Origin of the sequence: Pseudomonas sp. TMW 2.1634 (assembly GCF_001703595.1) — a bacterium.
GTDB classification, from domain to species: Bacteria; Pseudomonadota; Gammaproteobacteria; order Pseudomonadales; family Pseudomonadaceae; genus Aquipseudomonas; species Aquipseudomonas fragi.
This window is the reverse complement of record NZ_CP016849.1, coordinates 2,774,701-2,790,848: the sequence shown is the minus strand read 5'-3', so window position 1 is coordinate 2,790,848 and position 16,148 is coordinate 2,774,701. Positions and strand designations below refer to the sequence as shown.

Sequence of the window (16,148 nt, the reverse complement as noted above, 5' to 3'; positions counted from 1 at the left end):
GAAGTGGGCCCGCCTTTTTTGTGCGTCCTGGACGCCGAATCAGCTGATTTTATCGAGTTCTTTTTCTTTCTCTAAAAACTCTTCTTCGAGCAAGTCGTCAGCGGTCTGTTTTGGCTCTTTTGCCTCAAACCCTTCCGGGGCGAGGGTGGTTGTGCGTTTGCCACGCAGCTTGCCGAACAGGTGTTCCAGAGCGTGCTCCAGCTTCTGGGCGGCACCCTCCACGGCCTGGGTCAGCGAATCAGCGTCGTGGGAAACAAGAATTGGCTGGTGTCCTTTAGGTCGAGCCTCCATTTTGCAGCGTTTGTCCTTGGGACCGGACTTGCCGCCATTTTCATCACTGAGATGGACCTCGACCCGGGTCAGATCTTCCAAATGGCGTTCGAGCGTGACTTCAACAGTTGCAGTGACCCAATCCTGGGTGCGTTTGTCACTGTCGATGTGTTTATCGGAAAAGACGTGAGTAAGCATAGTTCTTCCCTTATATAAGCGTGCTCGTGTGAGGTCAGACGGCCTTGAGTGTACAAAGGTTCATCGTCATCGCTCAGTTACAGTGTTTGGGCCGATGAGCAAATATTTCAAGCACTATTTTCAGGAAGCCTTGCAAGTCGTGACCGGTGTCAGTCTTTGCCTACAGGAAAAGCCCGCGTGTGCGGGCTTTGGCCGATTTAAATCAAAATGCGACAGAAGTCTGCACATAGAGCGTGCGTGGCTCGCCCACGTATTTGCCCTTGTTGTTGTCGTCAAACGAGCGGGTGTAGTACTCGTGGTTGAGGATGTTTTTCACCCCGACGGCCACGTTCAGGTCGGACAGTTGATGGCCGAAGTCATAGCCCACGCGGCTGTTGAACACCATGTAGCCCGGGATCAGACCCGTGCTGCCGTCGGCGCTTTCGGCGCGGGTGTTGGCGTTGTCAGCGAACTGGTTGCTCTGGAAGGTGCTGTCGAGGTTGGCCTTCCACGGGCCTTCGGTGTAGCCGACGCCGAGGCTGCCTTTGTTTTTTGAGGAGAACGGCACACGATTGCCCTTGTTCGGCCCATCTTCGCGGATGGTCGCGTCAACATAGGCGTAGGTCGCGTACACGTCGAACCCCGCCAATACCGGGCTCAGGCCGTCGAGTGCGTAGTTGACGCTGGCCTCGATGCCTTGATGGCGGGTCTTGCCCCGTGCGATCACTGTATCGGTGGTCTGGTTGCTGTCGTATTGATTGTTGAAATTGATCAAGAATGCGCCGATCTCCGCGCGCAGGTTGCCATTGTCGTAGCGTGTGCCGACTTCCCAGGTGCGCGCTTTCTCCGGTTTGACTTCGCCGCCGGTCACGCGGTTAGGCATCTGGCTGTATTGCACGCTACCGAAGGACCCTTCGGTGTTGGCGTACAGATTCCAGCTGTCGGTGACGTGGTACATCACGTTCAGCGCGGGCAGCGGGGTGTTGTAGTCGCCCTTGTATTTGACGTTGGTCAGCAGGTTGGTTTGCTGCTGTTCGATCATTTCGTAGCGAATGCCGGGGGTGAAGGTCCATTTGCCGATGTCGATCTTGTCATCGATAAAGAACGCATGGGCCTCGGTGGCGCCACGGGTGTCGCGGTCATTGCGGCTGTTGGTGGTGGGCAGTTCGTTGGCGGCAATCGGCGTGCGGTAGCGCAGTTCATGGCCGGCTTCGTTGATATAGCGATAGCCCGCGCCTACTTCGTGGCTGCTGTTGCCCAGGTCAAAACCCTGGGCGATGCGGGTTTCGATACCGCGCACCCAGTATTCGCGGGGAGACAGCGAAAGGAAGCTGCCCTGGTCCAGATAACCGCTGCGCAGGGTCTTGGTAAAGAAGCTGTTGACCGTGAATTCACGGCGGTCTTGCTGGTAGCGATAACCGAAGTTGACCAGGGTGCGACGGCCCCAGAACTTGTCGTTGGGGCGGGTCGACTGATACGGGTCGGCCTTGTAGGCCGCGGTGCTCAGGCCGCCGGGCATATCGGCCTCGCCATCGTAGTACTGGGCCATTGCGTGCAGGCTGTTGGCTTCGTCGATCTGGTAGTTGCCCTTGAGGATCAAGTCGTCGATGCGCGTGTCGCTGTGCTGGCGCCAGTCGCCGCCGCGTACACCGGAGTACAGCAGGGCGCCGCCCAGGCCGTTGTCGGCCGTGCCGCCGGCCAGCAGGTTGGCGGTTTTCTTGAAGCCGTCCTGGGTGGACGACGGGCTGGTTTCGGTTTGCAGGCCGACTTTTACCGTCGGCTCGTCGGGAATGGCACGGGTCACGAAGTTGACGATACCGCCGACGTTCTGCGGGCCATAACGCACGGCACCGCCGCCACGCACCACGTCCACCGCGTCCATATTGCCCATGCTGATGGGGGCAAACGACAGCTGTGGTTGGCCGTAGGGGGCGAAGGGCACCGGAATGCCGTCCATCAACACGGTCGAACGGGTCGCCAGGCGCGGGTTGAGGCCGCGGATGCCGAAGTTCAGGGCCATGTCGTGGCTGCCGGTGCCGTTGTTTTCCGGAGCGTTGACGCCGGGGATACGATTGAGCACTTCACGCGCGCTGGTGGCACCCTGGCGCTCGAATTCTTCGCGGCGGATCACGTCACGGGCGCCGGGGTGCTCGAACACATCGGTCTGTGCTGCGTCACCGAGCCAGTCACCGACCACGCTGGAGGTGCCCAACTCAATGCTGGCAGGGGCTGTGGCAGCCGTTGCCGGTTGCAGGCTGAAAGCGCCCTGGCCTTCGGCGCGGGCTTGCAGGCCGGTACCTTCGAGCAGGGCCTGCAGGCCTTGTTCAGGGTCGTAGGTGCCTTCCAGGCCCTTGCTTTGAATGCCGCTGGCGGCGGCGGAGCTGAACGAGATCAGCACCCCGGCTTCGCGTCCAAACTGGTTGAGGGCATTTTCCAGCGTAGAAGGTGCGATGTGATAAGCCTTGGTGTCGGCAAACGCCATCGGCAAGACGCTGAAACTCAAACTGGCACCCAGTAGCAAACGGGCCAGGGACGTAAGGCGGAAGGGCTGAGCGGGCATGAAGGGATCCTGTGAGGATGAGAATCGAAGTGGCTTGCCTTCTCTGTCACGCCAGATCCGAAATCAGCTCACATTTTTTGAAATTAAACTCAGACCCTTTGTGGGAGCGGGCTTGCTCGCGATGGCAACCACGCGGTCTGTCTGGCACACCGCAGCGATCCCATCGCGAGCAAGCCCGCTTCCACAACAAGCCCGCTGCTACAACACGTCCGTTCACACAGAGCCGTTACACCCGTGCTTCGACCGTTACCCAGTACCGGGTAAAGCGCTTGATCCGCACCGGCAAGCTGACCGCCAGCAGGTCCAGCACGCGCTCGCTGTCGTCCACCGGGTAGGTGCCGGAGATCAGCAGGTCGGCAACCTTCGGGTCGCAGTTGAGCTGGCCACGGCGATAACGCCCCAGTTCGGCAAGAAAGTCTGCCAGGCGCATATGCGCAGCAACCAGCATGCCGTCAGCCCACGCCCCGCTCCCGGCATCGAGTGGGCGTGGAGCATTCCAGGCCAGGCGGTTGAAGCTCAGTTGCTGGTGCGGTTCGACCCACAATGCACTGCCCGTATGCGCCGTTGGTATCAACGCAACCCGGCCCTCGAACACGGCGATTTCAGTACGGTCGCCAAATTGGCGCACATTCAGGCGCGCCGCCTGGGGTTGCAAGGTGCCGTGGGCGGTACGCACCAGCAGAGGGCGAGAGTCCCGGGCGGCAGTCAGCAGCATTTCGCCTTCGAGCAGGCGGATCACCCGCTGCTGTTCATCAAACTGCACATCGACCGCGCTGGCGGTGTTGAGCCGGACCTGGCTGCCGTCTTGCAGTTGCACGTTGCGCCGCTGCCCCACCGAGCTGCTGAAGTCTGCCAGCAGCGGGGTCACGGGCAATTGCTCACGCAGGCCCCAGGTCAGCGCCGAGCCAGCGCCTAACAGCAGCAACAGCTTCAATGCCTGACGGCGGCTGCTGCTTTTTGGCGCGTTCAGGGCGGCATGGGCCAGTGGCGACGACAAACCGCGCAAGCGCTGGTTGATCCGCTGGATATGTTCCCACGCCCGCTGGTGCTCGGCATGGGCGTGCAGCCATTGCTCCCAGGCCTGCTGGCGCCTGGGGCTGAGTGCGCCGCCCTGCATTTCGATCAGCCAGCTCACCGCTTGTTCGGCCACCGCCGTGCCGATGTCGGGCGGTGCATTGAATGCACCGTTCACAGGGCGAAGTAGCAGCGCAGGGCTGCCTTGCTCAAGTGACGCTTGACCGTGGCAACCGAAATGCCCAGTTGAGCGCCAATTTCGGCGTAGCCCAGACCATCGACCTGGGCCAGCAAAAAGGCCCGTTTGACCGGGGAGGGCAGGCCGTCGAGCAACTGGTCAAGCTCCATCAGGGTTTGCAGGATGATCGCGCGTTCTTCTTCACTGGGAGCGACCTGTTCGGGCATCCCTGCCAGGGCCTGCAGGTAGGCCCGCTCCAGGTCCTGGCGACGGTAGTGGTTGAACAGCACGCGCTTGGCCACCACGGTCAAAAACGCCCGGGGTTCGTTCAGGGGTGGGGTTTCGCGCGCGGTCAGCAGGCGCATGAACGTGTCCTGGGCCAGGTCGGCGGCACTCTGCGGGCAACCGAGCTTGCGCCGCAACCAGCCCGTGAGCCAGCTGTGGTGGTCCTGGTACAGAACCTCGACGGTGTTTGACTGCGACAACGACCACTCCGGCTGCGCTGAATAACGCTTTAGAGAACAAGAATTGTTCGCATTGTAGTAGTGGCTTATTGCATTGAGCAATCACCACTTATCAATGGTCGTCACGCAGCCCGTCATCTGCTTTTGCATATGAGAATATTTATCATTAGTATCGCTTTCCTTTTGACCTGCGCATCGATCTCCATGACCCCACCCGAACTCAAGGATGGCCCCAACAGTGAACCGCGCCAGGGACGAGCGCATTTTCTGCAGGTGTTTTTGACCCAGCGTGCGCAAATGGAAGCGTTGGTGAGCCGCCGCGTGGGTTGCCGGGCCACGGCTGCCGATCTGGTGCAGGACCTGTTCCTGCGTTTCTGGCGGCGGCCACTGGTGCAGGTTGAAGAGCTGAGCACCTATCTGCTGCGTTGTGCGGGCAACATTGCCATCGACCATTTGCGCAGCGAAGGCACGCGCGAGCGGGTCAGCCATCACTGGCAACCCGAACCGGACGCCAATAGCTGTGAGCCCCAGGCCGCCCTGGAAGCCGGTAATGACTTGCGCCAGGTCGAGGCGGCCCTGCGCAGCCTGCCCGAGCGCACGCGGCATATTTTTTTGCTCAACCGCATCCACGGTCGCACCTATGCCGAGATCGCCAAGGTCATGGGTGTGTCCCAAAGTGCCGTTGAAAAACATATGATGCGCGCCCTGGAGGCCTGCAAGGCCAGCCTGCGAGAGCCGTCATCAGGGACCGCGTTGTGATCAGTCGTTCAAGAGTTGCCGTTACTGCCGAGCAAGAGCGTGCCGCACTGGCATGGCTCAGTGTGCTGCACGATCAGCCGGACAGCGGCGATCAGGCCACTTTCAGCCGCTGGCTACTGGCTGATCCGGCCCATGCCGAGGCCTATGCCCAGGCCCAGGTGGTGTGGGAATTGAGCGAGGTGGCAGCTACCACCCTGGCCGACGAAGAGTCGCTGGCCATGCAGCGTTACCTGTCGGCAATGCACAAGTCCCGGCGCGGCCGCCTGCGGCACTGGGCTGGCGGTCTGGCGGTGGCCGCGTGTTTGCTGCTGATGGTCGGCGTATTTGCCGGCTGGCAGCCGGCGCGCTGGGTGGACGACCTGGGCGCCGACTATGTGAGTGCGCCGGGGCAAGTGCGCACCGTGGTGCTGGCTGATCAATCCCGGGTCACCCTCGATGCCGACAGCGCCATTGCGGTGAACTTCAGTGGCGGCGAGCGCCATGTGCAGTTGCGCCGTGGCGTGGCCTTTTTTCACGTGACCCACACCGGCGAGCCCTTTGTGGTGGATGCCGACGGGGGTGAAGCACGGGTACTGGGCACCGAGTTTGAAGTACGCCTGCAATCGAGTGGTGCCCAAGTCACGGTGTTGTCCGGGCGGGTAGGGGTCAAGGCCGGCAAGAATGCAGCGCAGCAGATCCTTACAGCCGATCAACAAATAGCCTACGACGCAGGTGTGACCGATACGGTGCATCACGTTGACAGCCAGGCCCGGTTGGGCTGGCGCTCGGGCTGGCTGAGCTACTCCAGAGCGCCGTTGGCTGATGTTGTGGCGGATCTCAAGCGCTATTACCCCGGCCAGATCGTACTGCTCAACAGCCAGTTGGGTGCCCGGAAGATCAGCGGCAGCTTCCCCAGCCAGGACCCGCAGGCAGTGCTCAATTCATTGCAGGGCGTGCTCGGGTTTGAACAGCACAACGTGCTCGGGCTGATTGTGTTGCGTTGACGCGCCCTCCACATATCCCTGTGGGAGCGGGCTTGCTCGCGATTGAATCAACTCGGTCTAACTGGAAAACCGTATCGATGCTATCGCGAGCAAGCCCGCTCCCACCGTTTTCCCGCAGGCGGCCTGTGGTGGCATCCCGGATTTTTTTTCATTGCGTGGTGAGGTAACCCCCGGGCCCATCCGTGTAGTGCTTGAAAATGCGAAAAATTCGCATTCCGTATCGCTTCTACATACAGGTCATGAGCATGAAGTCCAGGGCAAGTTCGGTGAAACAGTGGTTGGGGGCTTCTGCATTAGTAATGGCCGGGATGGCGCTAAACCCGCTTTATGCGGCAATGGCTGCCGAGGCACCGCAACAGCAGGCCGGTGCCCTGTTCGATTTCAACCAGCCGGCCAAACCGCTGCCCCAGGCGCTCAACGACTTTTCCCGGCTGACCGGCCTGAGTGTGGTCTACACCGACGAAGCCCCCTTTGGCCTGCAGGCCCCGGCGCTCAAGGGGCGCATGAGCGCTGACCAGGCCTTGCAGCAGTTGCTCGCGCAGTCGGGTTTCAACGGGCGGCGTACCGATGCCAACACCTTTGCCCTCGAACCCCAGCCCACGGAAGGCGCCCTGAACCTGGGGGCCACCAGCATTACCTCGCTGGCCTCAACCGACACCAGCTACCAGCCGCCCGCCACCACTTCGGTGATGCGCGGCACAGGCTCGTCCCTGGAAGTGCCGCAAACCATCAACGTGGTTGCCGCCCAGGTCATCCGCGACCAGGCTCCGCGCAATCTGGATGATGCCCTGAACAACGTCAGTGGCATCACCCAGGGCAATACCCTGGGCAGCACCCAGGACTCGGTGATGAAGCGCGGCTTTGGCGACAACCGCGACGGCTCGATCATGCGCGACGGCATGCCGCTGGTGCAGGGCCGGGCGATGAATGCTGCCACCGAGCGGGTCGAAGTGCTCAAGGGGCCGGCCTCGCTGCTCTACGGCATTCAGGACCCGGGCGGTGTGGTCAACGTGGTTAGCAAAAAGCCGCAGCTGGAGCAGTACAACGCGGTGACCGTGCGCGGTTCAACCTACGGCGCGGGCAAAAACGGCGGCGGTGGCAGCCTGGACAGCACCGGCGCGCTGGGGGATTCGGGGCTGGCCTACCGGATGATCCTCGACCACGAAGACGAAGATTACTGGCGCAACTTTGGCGTCCACCGCGAAACCCTGATCGCGCCATCGCTGGCCTGGTATGGCGACAATACCCAGGTGCTGCTGGCCTATGAGCATCGCGAATTTCTGACCCCGTTCGACCGTGGCACGGCCATTAACCCGGCCACCAACCACCCGCTGGACATTCCGGCCACCCGTCGCCTGGACGAACCCTTCAACAATATGGAAGGGCGTTCCGACCTGTACCGCCTTGAGGTCGACCACGACCTCAGCGACGACTGGAAGGCCCATTTCGGCTACAGCTGGAACCGCGAAACCTACGACGCCAGCCAGGTTCGCGTCACCAAGGTCAACGCCGACGGCACCCTGACGCGCTCTATGGACGGCACCAAAAACGCCATCACCACCGACCGTTTTGCCACGGCCAGCCTGCAGGGTAGTGTCGAGCTGGCGGGCATGCAGCATGACCTGGTGTTCGGTATGGATGATGAGTACCGCAAAATCTACCGTGCCGACCTGATTCGCCAGAACAGCCTGTCCACGTTCAGCTACCTCAACCCGGTGTACGGCAATGAAGTGGCGGGCACCACCGTCAGCGCCAGCGACAGCAACCAGACCGATCTGCTGCGCAGCGACTCACTGTTTGCCCAGGACTCCATCCACCTGACCGACAAATGGATTCTGGTGGGCGGCGCGCGCTTTCAGAAATACGACCAGTTGGCCGGCAAGGGCACACCGTTCAAGGCCAGCACCGATACCAATGGCGTGAAGTGGATTCCCCGTGCCGGGCTGGTGTACCGCTATACCGATGAGTTGTCGTTCTACGGCAGCTACACCGAGTCGTTCAAACCCAACTCTTCCATCGCCCCCCTGACCGGAGGCGTGGTACTGGATTCGGCCATCGCGCCGGAACAGTCAAAATCCTGGGAATTGGGCGCCAAACTGGATATCCCGGGGCGCATTACTGGCACCGTGGCCTTGTACGACATCAAAAAGCGCAACGTGCTGGTGTCCTCCACCGTGGACGGAGTCACGGCCTATTCGGCAGCAGGCGAGGTGCGCTCGCGGGGGCTGGAACTGGACGTGAGCGGTCAGTTGACGGACCAGTGGAGCCTGATCGGCAGCTACGCCTACACCGATGCCGAAGTCACCAAAGACACCACCTACCAGGGCATGCGCCTGCAGAACGTGGCCAAAAACAGCGGCTCGGTGTCGGCGGTGTATGACTTTGGCAACATCGTGGGCGGTGACAAACTGCGCGTTGGCGCGGGCGCGCGCTATGTAGGCGAACGGGCGGGGGATGCCCTGAACGACTTTGACCTGCCGGGCTACACCGTGGCCGATGCCTTTGCCACCTACGACACAAAAATCGAAGGGCAAAAGGTCAAGTTCCAGGTCAACGTCAAAAACCTCTTTGACCGCACTTACTACACCTCGGCGGCCAGCCGCACGTTCGTCTCCATCGGCGATGCGCGGCAATTCACGTTCTCCAGCACCCTGGAGTTCTAAGGCCAGGGTTGTGGGAGCGGGCTTGCTCGCGATGCAGGCTACTCGGTGAGTCATATCAACCGGGTGGCTGCTGCGGGCAAACCGGTTCACTTTTTGGGTATTCAACGTATTTTAGCGTCCATCTTCTTAAAGATGATTTTTCCTACGATTAAAAAAGAAGTTTCTAGTTGAGTGCTCTAAGTGGGTGGCTTTGAATCAACTTGAGCGGCCTTATGCGCAAGTTTTCTCCTGAGCGCGGTAGCAGGTTGGTTTTAGTGGTGTGCCAGTGTTTAAACTCGATTTACTGCATCAACAGTGCGCCAGTTTTCTGTATTACAACCCCCCCCCCCTATAGGTACATATCAATGAAACCACAGCATGTTGTTTTGGCGGTATTGATCACAGCAATTTGGGGTGCCAACTTTTCGGTAATCAAACTGGGACTGGCAACTGTAGATCCCTTTATTTTGGCGGGCATTCGTTTCAGTCTTTGTGCATTGCCAGCCATCTTTTTTATCCGCAAGCCCGATGTGCCCTGGCGCTATATCATCGGTTACGGGCTGATGTTCGGTATCGGTCTGTGGGGGGTGGTCAATCTTGGGATCAAGGCAGGGCTTTCGGCAGGAATCGCTTCTCTGGTTCTGCAGTTCAGTGCCTTTTTCACCATTTTGCTGGGCGGATGGGTGTTCAAGGAATCGCTGACTCGCTTTCAGGTACTGGGCATGTTGATAGCTCTGCTCGGGCTAGTGTGCATCATCATGATCAGCGATGGTTCGGTCACCTTGACTGGTGTGCTTCTGGTGCTTGTTGGTGCCGTCTCATGGAGCGTTGCCAATGTAATTAACAAGAAGGCCAGCACTCGTGATGTCTTTGCTTTCCTGGTCTGGTCCAGCGCCTTTTCCCCAATTCCGCTGTTTGCCCTTGATTACGCGGTCAATGGCAACACTGGCTATACCTCGTTTATCAATCAGGTTGACGCGACGGCCGTGTTGTCGATCCTGTTTCAGGTTTACCCAAATACTCTCTTTGCTTATTGGATTTGGAACTCGCTGCTCAAAACCTATCCGGTATCAACGGTTGCGCCACTGTCTTTGTTGGTGCCGATCTTCGGCATGCTCGGTTCAGTTCTCATCTTCAACGAGAGTGTGTCGTTTGAAAAAATACTGGCGGTGGTACTGATCGTGCTCGGTCTGGTTGTGGGCCTTTATGGGCAGCGTATTTTCAATGCTCTGAACAGAAGCCCTGGGCGGACTTGAATTGATTACCTGAACACCGCCCGATATGCCCCCGGCGTGCCGCCCAAGTTCTGTTTGAAGCGGTTAGCGAAGTGGCTGGCGCTGGCGAAGCCGCAGGCCAGTGCCACGTCACCCAGCGCCAGTGCGCTGTTGCGCAGCAGGTCGCGGGCGCGGGCCAGGCGGCGGGCCAGCAGGTATTGGTGGGGCGGTACGCCAAAGCTTTCGCGGAACATGCGCGCAAAGTGGTAAGGCGACAGCGCGCATTGCGCGGCCAGTTGGCCGATGTTCAGCGGTTCGGCCAGCCGGTGTTCGATGTATTCAATCAACTGGCGCCGCTGGTACGCCGCCAGCCCGCCCTTGAGTTGCAGGCCGTCGCGCAGGCCCACCTGGGTCAGCACGGCATGGTCGAGCAGGGCGCTGGCCAGGCTGCTGCTAAGCAGGCGCTCGCCGGGTTCGTCCCAGTTGGTCTGGATCAGTTGGTGAAAGCGGCGGGTTTGCTGTTCGTCATCCTGAAAAGTCAGCTCCCGCAGTTGCATCTCCCGGGGTTCGCGGTCGAGCAGGGCGATGCAGCCCAGGGCAAATTGCTCCTGGCTGACATACACATGGGCCAGGCGTATTTCGCCATTGATCACCCACGCCGATTGATGATCGGCGGGCAGCACGCAGAGCTTGCCCGGTGAGCCCTTGGCGCCCGGTTGTTCGCGCCTGAAAGTACCGGTGCCGCCGGAGATATAGCACGACAAGGTGTGGTGCGTCGGCGCTTCATATTCACGCGCATCGTGGTGGTTGGTCCACAAAGCGGCAGCCATGCCTTCACCCAGCTCGGCACTGTGCTCCAGACGGGCATTGGGCGAGCTGTTCATGGACTGGAAGACTTGCAAGGTATCGAATGCGGGCATGTTCGCATCCTACTCCGTCGCACTGCGGCTGCCAGCCCCGGGCCAACAAAAGCGCAAGAATCTGCAAGTGCGCGCACCGCCGCAGGCCCAGACTGAAAGCCATTGTCTGGAGTGCGCCATGAACCTGTTCTTGTATGTGATGACTGTCTTGATCTGGGGCACCACCTGGATTGCCCTGAAGCTGCAATTGGGAGTGGTGGCGATTCCTGTGTCCATCGTTTACCGCTTCGGCCTGGCGGCGCTGGTGCTGTTTGCCGTGCTGTTGCTCAGCCGCAAGTTGCAGGTGATGAACCGGCGCGGGCATCTGATTTGCCTGGCCCAGGGGTTGTGCCTATTCTGCGTCAACTTTATGTGCTTTTTGACCGCCAGCCAGTGGGTCACCACAGGGCTGATCGCAGTGGTGTTTTCGACTGCCACGTTGTGGAATGCGCTGAATGCGCGGATTTTCTTCAAGCAGAAAATCGCTCGCAACGTGATTGCGGGTGGTGCGTTGGGGATGTTCGGGTTGGGCCTGTTGTTCTGGCCGGAATTGAGCGGGCATGCCGCCACGCCGCATATTGCCCTTGGGCTGGGGCTGGCGTTGATCGGCACCCTGTGTTTTTCGGCGGGCAACATGCTGTCCAGCCTGCAACAGAAAGCCGGGCTCAAGCCGCTGACCACCAACGCCTGGGGCATGCTTTATGGCGCAGGCATGCTGGCGGTGTATTGCGCACTCAGTGGCATCCCGTTCGATATGGAATGGAACACGCGCTATATCGGCTCGCTGTTGTACCTGGTGTTACCGGGCTCGGTGATCGGCTTTACCGCGTACCTGACGCTGGTCGGGCGGATGGGGCCGGAGCGCGCCGCTTACTGCACGGTGTTGTTCCCGCTGGTGGCGCTGAATGTGTCGGCTTTTGCCGAAGGCTACCAGTGGACCCCCCCGGCGCTGGCCGGTTTGGTGCTGGTGATGCTGGGTAACGTGCTGGTGTTTCGCAAACCCAAGCCGGTGGCATTGAACGCCAAGCTGGCGTGAGTCTGTAACCCCCTGTGGGAGCGGGCTTGCTCGCGATGGCAGCGACGCGGTGTATCAGTCGCACCTCGGCGATCCAGTCGCGAGCAAGCCCGCTCCCACAACAGGCCTTGCGTCAGCCTTTAAAAACCTGCGGGTTGACCAGGTCTTGCGGGCGTTCGCCGAGCAGGGCGCTGCGCAGGTTGGCCAGGGCGCGGTTGGCCATCGCCTCGCGGGTTTCGTGGGTGGCCGAGCCGATATGGGGCAGGGTCACGGCGTTTTTCAGCGCGAACAGTGGTGACTCGCTCAGCGGTTCTTTCTCGTAAACATCCAGACCGGCGCCGCGAATGGTGCCGTTTTGCAGGGCTTCGATCAGTGCTGGTTCGTCGACCACCGGGCCACGGGAGATATTCACCAGAATAGCGCTCGGCTTCATCAGCTTGAGTTCGCGCTGGCTGATCAGGTGCCGGGTTTTCTCGCTCAATGGCACCACCAGACACACGAAGTCCGCTTCGGCCAGCAACTGGTCGAGGCTGCGAAATTGTGCGCCCAGTTCCTGTTCAAGTGCAGCCTTGCGGCTGTTGCCGCTGTACAGGATGGGCATGTTGAAACCCAGGCGACCACGACGGGCAACGGCTGCGCCGATATTACCCATGCCGACAATGCCCAGGGTCTTGCCGTACACATCGCTGCCGAACAGGGCTGGCGGCACGCTGGCTTGCCATTGGCCGGCCTTGGTCCAGGCGTCCAGCTCGGCGACGCGGCGGGCGCTGCTCATGATCAGGGTAAAACCCAGGTCGGCGGTGCTTTCGGTCAGCACGTCCGGGGTATTGGTAAGCATGATGCCGCGTTCGTTGAAGTAGTCGACATCGTAGTTGTCGTAACCCACCGAGACGCTGGAGACGACCTCCAGTTGCCGGGCATTTTCCAGTTGCTTGCGCCCCAGTTTGCGGCCGACACCGATCAGGCCGTGGGCGTGGGGCAGCGCCTCCTCGAACTGGGCATTGATATCACCCAGCTTGGGGTTGGGCGCGATGACGTTGAAATCCTGTTGCAGGCGCTCGATCATCTCGGGGGTGACGCGGCTGAAGGCAAGTACGGTTTTCTTGGCGCTGGAAGTGCTCATCGGAACAAGGCTCATCGGCTGGCGGGAATGTAAGCACGCTAACATTCTCACCCGCCCGCTGCCAATCCTTGACCTGTGGGAGCGGGCTTGCTCGCGACTGGATCGCCGGGGTGTGGCAGATACACCGCGTCGTAGCCATCGCGAGCAAGCCCGCTCCCACCAAATCGCATCAGCTATAGGTGGCCAGCTCAGTCTGGTGCGCCGCCAGAATTTCCGGCAACGAGCTTTTCAGGTATTCGACCCAGGTCTTGATCTTGGCATCCAGGTACTGGCGCGACGGGTAGATGGCGTACAGATTCAGTTCCTGCGAGCGGTACTTGGGCAGCATGCGCACCAGCGTGCCGTTGCGCAGGCCTTCGATGGCGGCGTACACCGGCAGCACGCCGACGCCCATGCCGCTGGTGATGGCGGTTTTCATCGCGTCGGCCGAGTTGACCAGAAACGGCGAAGAATTGATCAGCACCATTTCCTGACCTTCCGGGCCTTCGAACACCCATTTGTCCAGGGCAATCACCGGGCTAACCAGGCGCAGGCAGGAATGGTTGAGCAGATCACTGGGCTTGGTGGCGGTGCCGTTGGCTTTCACATAAGCAGGCGATGCACAGACGATGCTGTAGGTGATACCCAGGCGCTGGGACACAAAACCCGAGTCCGGCAGTTCGCTGGCCAGCACGATGGACACGTCGTAGCCTTCGTTGAGCAGGTCCGGCACGCGGTTGGCCAGGGTCAGGTCGAAGGTCACATCCGGGTGGGCCTTGCGGTAACGGGCAATGGCGTCGATTACAAAGTGCTGGCCGATGCCGGTCATGGTGTGCACTTTCAGTTGCCCGGCGGGGCGCGAGTGGGCGTCGCTGGCCTCGGCTTCGGCTTCTTCGACATAAGCCAGGATTTGCTCGCAGCGCAGCAAATAGCGTTTGCCGGCTTCGGTCAGGGCAATGCGGCGAGTGGTGCGGTTAAGCAGGCGTGTTTGCAGGTGGGCCTCAAGGTTGGAGACCGCGCGCGAGACGTTGGCCGTGGTGGTGTCCAGCATGGCGGCAGCGGCCGTGAAACTTCCGGCTTCGGCCACACAACTGAAGGCGCGCATGTTTTGCAAAGTGTCCATGAAGTGCTCTCAAGGGGCGATAGAGGGGACAGCAACCAATTACACAGCAACAAATTGTGACATGAAGTTTCAGGCTTTACAGGACGCTTTTCATTCGACCAACGGATTACCCCAAAAACGGTAATAAAGATTCACATTTATGCCCGCTTATCGTTGTGCCTGCCAAGTCATAGACTTCTCTATCTCAAGCCTCATCCTCCCTCCTTTCAGGAATTTGCAGCAGTGCAGCGTCGCATCAGCAGAGAGCTCAAAGCCCTCAGTGTTCTGGCTTTATCGTTAGCATTAAACGGCTGCATCGGTTTTGGTGGCATTGCGCCCAAGGGCAGCATGCTTCCCGCCAATGCCCTGGCCACCGACGAGGCGATTCAAAGCGCCGCGAAAGACGCAAACTGGCCCAAAGCCCAATGGTGGCACGCTTATGGCGACCCGCAACTGGATGAGTGGATCAGCCTTGCCGTACAGGGTAGCCCAACGATGGCAATGGCTGCAGCCCGTGTGCGTCAAGCCCGGGCGCTGGCCGGGGTTGCCGAGTCGGCCGAGTCGCTGCAAATCAATGGTGAGTCGACCCTCAAGCGGCACAACTGGCCATCGGACCAATTCTATGGCCCGGGTGCGCTGGACAACTCCACGACCTGGGACAACAACGCCGCATTGGGCTTCAGCTTTGCCCTGGACCTGTGGGGGCGCGAAAGCAATGCCAGCGAGCAGGCCGTGGACATGGCGCACATGAGTGTTGCCGAAGGTCGCCAGGCCCAGCTCGAACTGCAGAACAACGTGATCCGCGCCTATATCCAGCTGTCGCTGCATTACGCCCAGCTCGATATCGTCGAGTCGACCCTGCACCAGCAAGAGCAGATTCTCGACCTGGCGCAAAAGCGTCTGGACGGTGGCATCGGTACCCATTTTGAAGTCAGCCAGGCGCAAGCGCCGCTGCCCGAGATTCATCGCCAGATCGATGCCCAGGAAGAAGAGATCGCCCTGACCCGCAACCAGTTGGCCGCGCTGGCCGGCAAAGGCCCGGGCGAGGGCGCACGCCTCAAGCGTCCGACCCTGGCGCTGGCCACGGCGCTGAAACTGCCGTCGAGCCTTCCTGCTGAGTTGCTGGGGCAACGCCCGGACGTGGTCGCCAGCCGCTGGGAAGTGGCAGCGCAGGCCCGGGGCATTGATGTGGCGCACGCCGGGTTCTACCCCAATGTGGACCTGGTGGGCAGCATCGGCTTTATGGCCACCGGTGGCAGCGCGCTGGGTTTCCTGACCGGCAAAAAGCTCAACTACAACGTCGGCCCGGCGATTTCCCTGCCGATCTTCGATGGCGGTCGCCTGCGCTCGGAGCTGGGTGTGGCCTCCGGCGGCTATGACATGGCCGTGGCCAAGTACAACCAGACGTTGGTGACTGCGCTCAAGGGCATTTCCGATCAGTTGATCAAGCGCGAGTCGATGGAAAAACAGCAGGTCTTCGCCGCCGAGTCGGTGCAGGCCGCGCAAAAAACCTATGACATCGCCGTGGTCGCCTTCCAGCGCGGCCTGACCGACTACCTCAATGTGCTCAATGCACAAACCCTGCTGTTCAAGCAGCAGCAGATCCAGCAACAGGTCCAGGCCGCCCGCCTGAGTGCCCATGCCGAGCTGGTGACGGCGCTGGGTGGTGGTCTGGGCGCTGGCAACGATGTGCCGAAAGACAATCGCTATGTGCCCGACAAACCGCCGGCCGTCATGGCGCTGTTCAACCACTAAACCCCCGATGGCTA

13 protein-coding genes are annotated in these 16,148 nt (G+C 60.6%); 6 read left to right on the top strand and 7 right to left on the bottom strand.

The window, feature by feature from the left end; all coding sequences use genetic code 11:
- Window positions 1-39: 39 nt before the first annotated feature.
- The 4 genes from BFC21_RS13255 to BFC21_RS13240 all read right to left on the bottom strand — a co-directional run bounded on the left by BFC21_RS13255 (window position 40) and on the right by BFC21_RS13240 (window position 4,684).
- Window positions 40-468 (bottom strand): HPF/RaiA family ribosome-associated protein, encoded by a 429-nt coding sequence (locus BFC21_RS13255; RefSeq protein WP_016781844.1) that lies wholly within the window; start codon window positions 466-468, stop codon window positions 40-42.
- 202 nt (window positions 469-670) lie between these two features.
- On the bottom strand, window positions 671-3,007 hold the full coding sequence (gene fecA, locus BFC21_RS13250) for a TonB-dependent Fe(3+) dicitrate receptor FecA (RefSeq protein ID WP_088378098.1): 2,337 nt from the start codon (window positions 3,005-3,007) through the stop codon (window positions 671-673).
- Between the two features lie 226 nt (window positions 3,008-3,233).
- The gene (locus BFC21_RS13245; protein WP_088378097.1) at window positions 3,234-4,199 is read right to left on the bottom strand and encodes a FecR family protein; all 966 of its coding nucleotides are present in this window, start codon (window positions 4,197-4,199) and stop codon (window positions 3,234-3,236) included.
- A complete protein-coding gene (locus BFC21_RS13240; protein WP_088378096.1) occupies window positions 4,196-4,684 on the bottom strand; it encodes a sigma-70 family RNA polymerase sigma factor in 489 nt (162 codons plus the stop codon). The genes BFC21_RS13245 and BFC21_RS13240 overlap by 4 nt, the downstream gene beginning before the upstream one ends.
- A 183-nt stretch (window positions 4,685-4,867) precedes the next feature.
- Between BFC21_RS13240 and BFC21_RS13235 the strand changes: the two genes are divergently transcribed.
- The 4 genes from BFC21_RS13235 (at window position 4,868) to BFC21_RS13220 (ending at window position 10,303) form a co-directional block, all read left to right on the top strand.
- Window positions 4,868-5,422: an RNA polymerase sigma factor gene (locus BFC21_RS13235; protein ID WP_088378095.1), complete on the top strand. Its 555-nt coding sequence runs from the start codon at window positions 4,868-4,870 to the stop codon at window positions 5,420-5,422.
- A complete protein-coding gene (locus tag BFC21_RS13230; protein WP_088378094.1) occupies window positions 5,419-6,405 on the top strand; it encodes a FecR family protein in 987 nt (328 codons plus the stop codon). Before BFC21_RS13235 ends, BFC21_RS13230 begins: the two co-directional genes overlap by 4 nt.
- Window positions 6,406-6,650: 245 nt before the next feature.
- Window positions 6,651-9,068: a TonB-dependent receptor gene (locus BFC21_RS13225; protein WP_120266211.1), complete on the top strand. Its 2,418-nt coding sequence runs from the start codon at window positions 6,651-6,653 to the stop codon at window positions 9,066-9,068.
- A 344-nt stretch (window positions 9,069-9,412) separates the two neighbouring features.
- The gene (locus tag BFC21_RS13220) at window positions 9,413-10,303 is read left to right on the top strand and encodes an EamA family transporter (protein ID WP_120266210.1); all 891 of its coding nucleotides are present in this window, start codon (window positions 9,413-9,415) and stop codon (window positions 10,301-10,303) included.
- A gap of 5 nt (window positions 10,304-10,308) precedes the next feature.
- Here BFC21_RS13220 and BFC21_RS13215 read toward each other — a convergent pair whose 3' ends face one another.
- On the bottom strand, window positions 10,309-11,181 hold the full coding sequence (locus BFC21_RS13215; RefSeq protein ID WP_088378093.1) for a helix-turn-helix domain-containing protein: 873 nt from the start codon (window positions 11,179-11,181) through the stop codon (window positions 10,309-10,311).
- Window positions 11,182-11,299: 118 nt separating this feature from the next.
- Here BFC21_RS13215 and BFC21_RS13210 point away from each other — a divergent pair, with 118 nt between their 5' ends.
- Window positions 11,300-12,196, top strand: a complete 897-nt coding sequence (locus BFC21_RS13210; protein WP_088379522.1) for a DMT family transporter — start codon at window positions 11,300-11,302, stop codon at window positions 12,194-12,196.
- A 112-nt stretch (window positions 12,197-12,308) separates the two neighbouring features.
- Here the strand turns inward: BFC21_RS13210 and BFC21_RS13205 are convergent, their stop codons facing one another.
- Window positions 12,309-13,298 carry a D-glycerate dehydrogenase gene (locus BFC21_RS13205; RefSeq protein ID WP_095004686.1) on the bottom strand — a complete coding sequence of 330 codons (990 nt, stop codon included), beginning with the start codon at window positions 13,296-13,298 and terminating at the stop codon, window positions 12,309-12,311.
- Between the two features lie 169 nt (window positions 13,299-13,467).
- On the bottom strand, window positions 13,468-14,400 hold the full coding sequence (locus BFC21_RS13200) for a LysR family transcriptional regulator (RefSeq protein ID WP_016781856.1): 933 nt from the start codon (window positions 14,398-14,400) through the stop codon (window positions 13,468-13,470).
- Window positions 14,401-14,622: 222 nt separating this feature from the next.
- Between BFC21_RS13200 and BFC21_RS13195 the strand changes: the two genes are divergently transcribed.
- The gene (locus tag BFC21_RS13195; protein WP_095004685.1) at window positions 14,623-16,134 is read left to right on the top strand and encodes an efflux transporter outer membrane subunit; all 1,512 of its coding nucleotides are present in this window, start codon (window positions 14,623-14,625) and stop codon (window positions 16,132-16,134) included.
- Window positions 16,135-16,148: the final 14 nt, after the last annotated feature.

Excerpts from the sequence above, each read along its gene's own strand:
- BFC21_RS13200 (WP_016781856.1), bottom strand. The coding sequence starts at position 14,400 with ATGGACACTTTGCAAAACATGCGCGCCTTCAGTTGTGTGGCCGAAGCC.
- BFC21_RS13235 (WP_088378095.1), top strand. The coding sequence starts at position 4,868 with ATGACCCCACCCGAACTCAAGGATGGCCCCAACAGTGAACCGCGCCAG.
- fecA (WP_088378098.1), bottom strand. The coding sequence starts at position 3,007 with ATGCCCGCTCAGCCCTTCCGCCTTACGTCCCTGGCCCGTTTGCTACTG.
- BFC21_RS13255 (WP_016781844.1), bottom strand. The coding sequence starts at position 468 with ATGCTTACTCACGTCTTTTCCGATAAACACATCGACAGTGACAAACGC.
- BFC21_RS13210 (WP_088379522.1), top strand. The coding sequence starts at position 11,300 with ATGAACCTGTTCTTGTATGTGATGACTGTCTTGATCTGGGGCACCACC.
- BFC21_RS13215 (WP_088378093.1), bottom strand. The coding sequence starts at position 11,181 with ATGCCCGCATTCGATACCTTGCAAGTCTTCCAGTCCATGAACAGCTCG.
- BFC21_RS13205 (WP_095004686.1), bottom strand. The coding sequence starts at position 13,298 with ATGAGCACTTCCAGCGCCAAGAAAACCGTACTTGCCTTCAGCCGCGTC.
- BFC21_RS13225 (WP_120266211.1), top strand. The coding sequence starts at position 6,651 with ATGAAGTCCAGGGCAAGTTCGGTGAAACAGTGGTTGGGGGCTTCTGCA.
- BFC21_RS13220 (WP_120266210.1), top strand. The coding sequence starts at position 9,413 with ATGAAACCACAGCATGTTGTTTTGGCGGTATTGATCACAGCAATTTGG.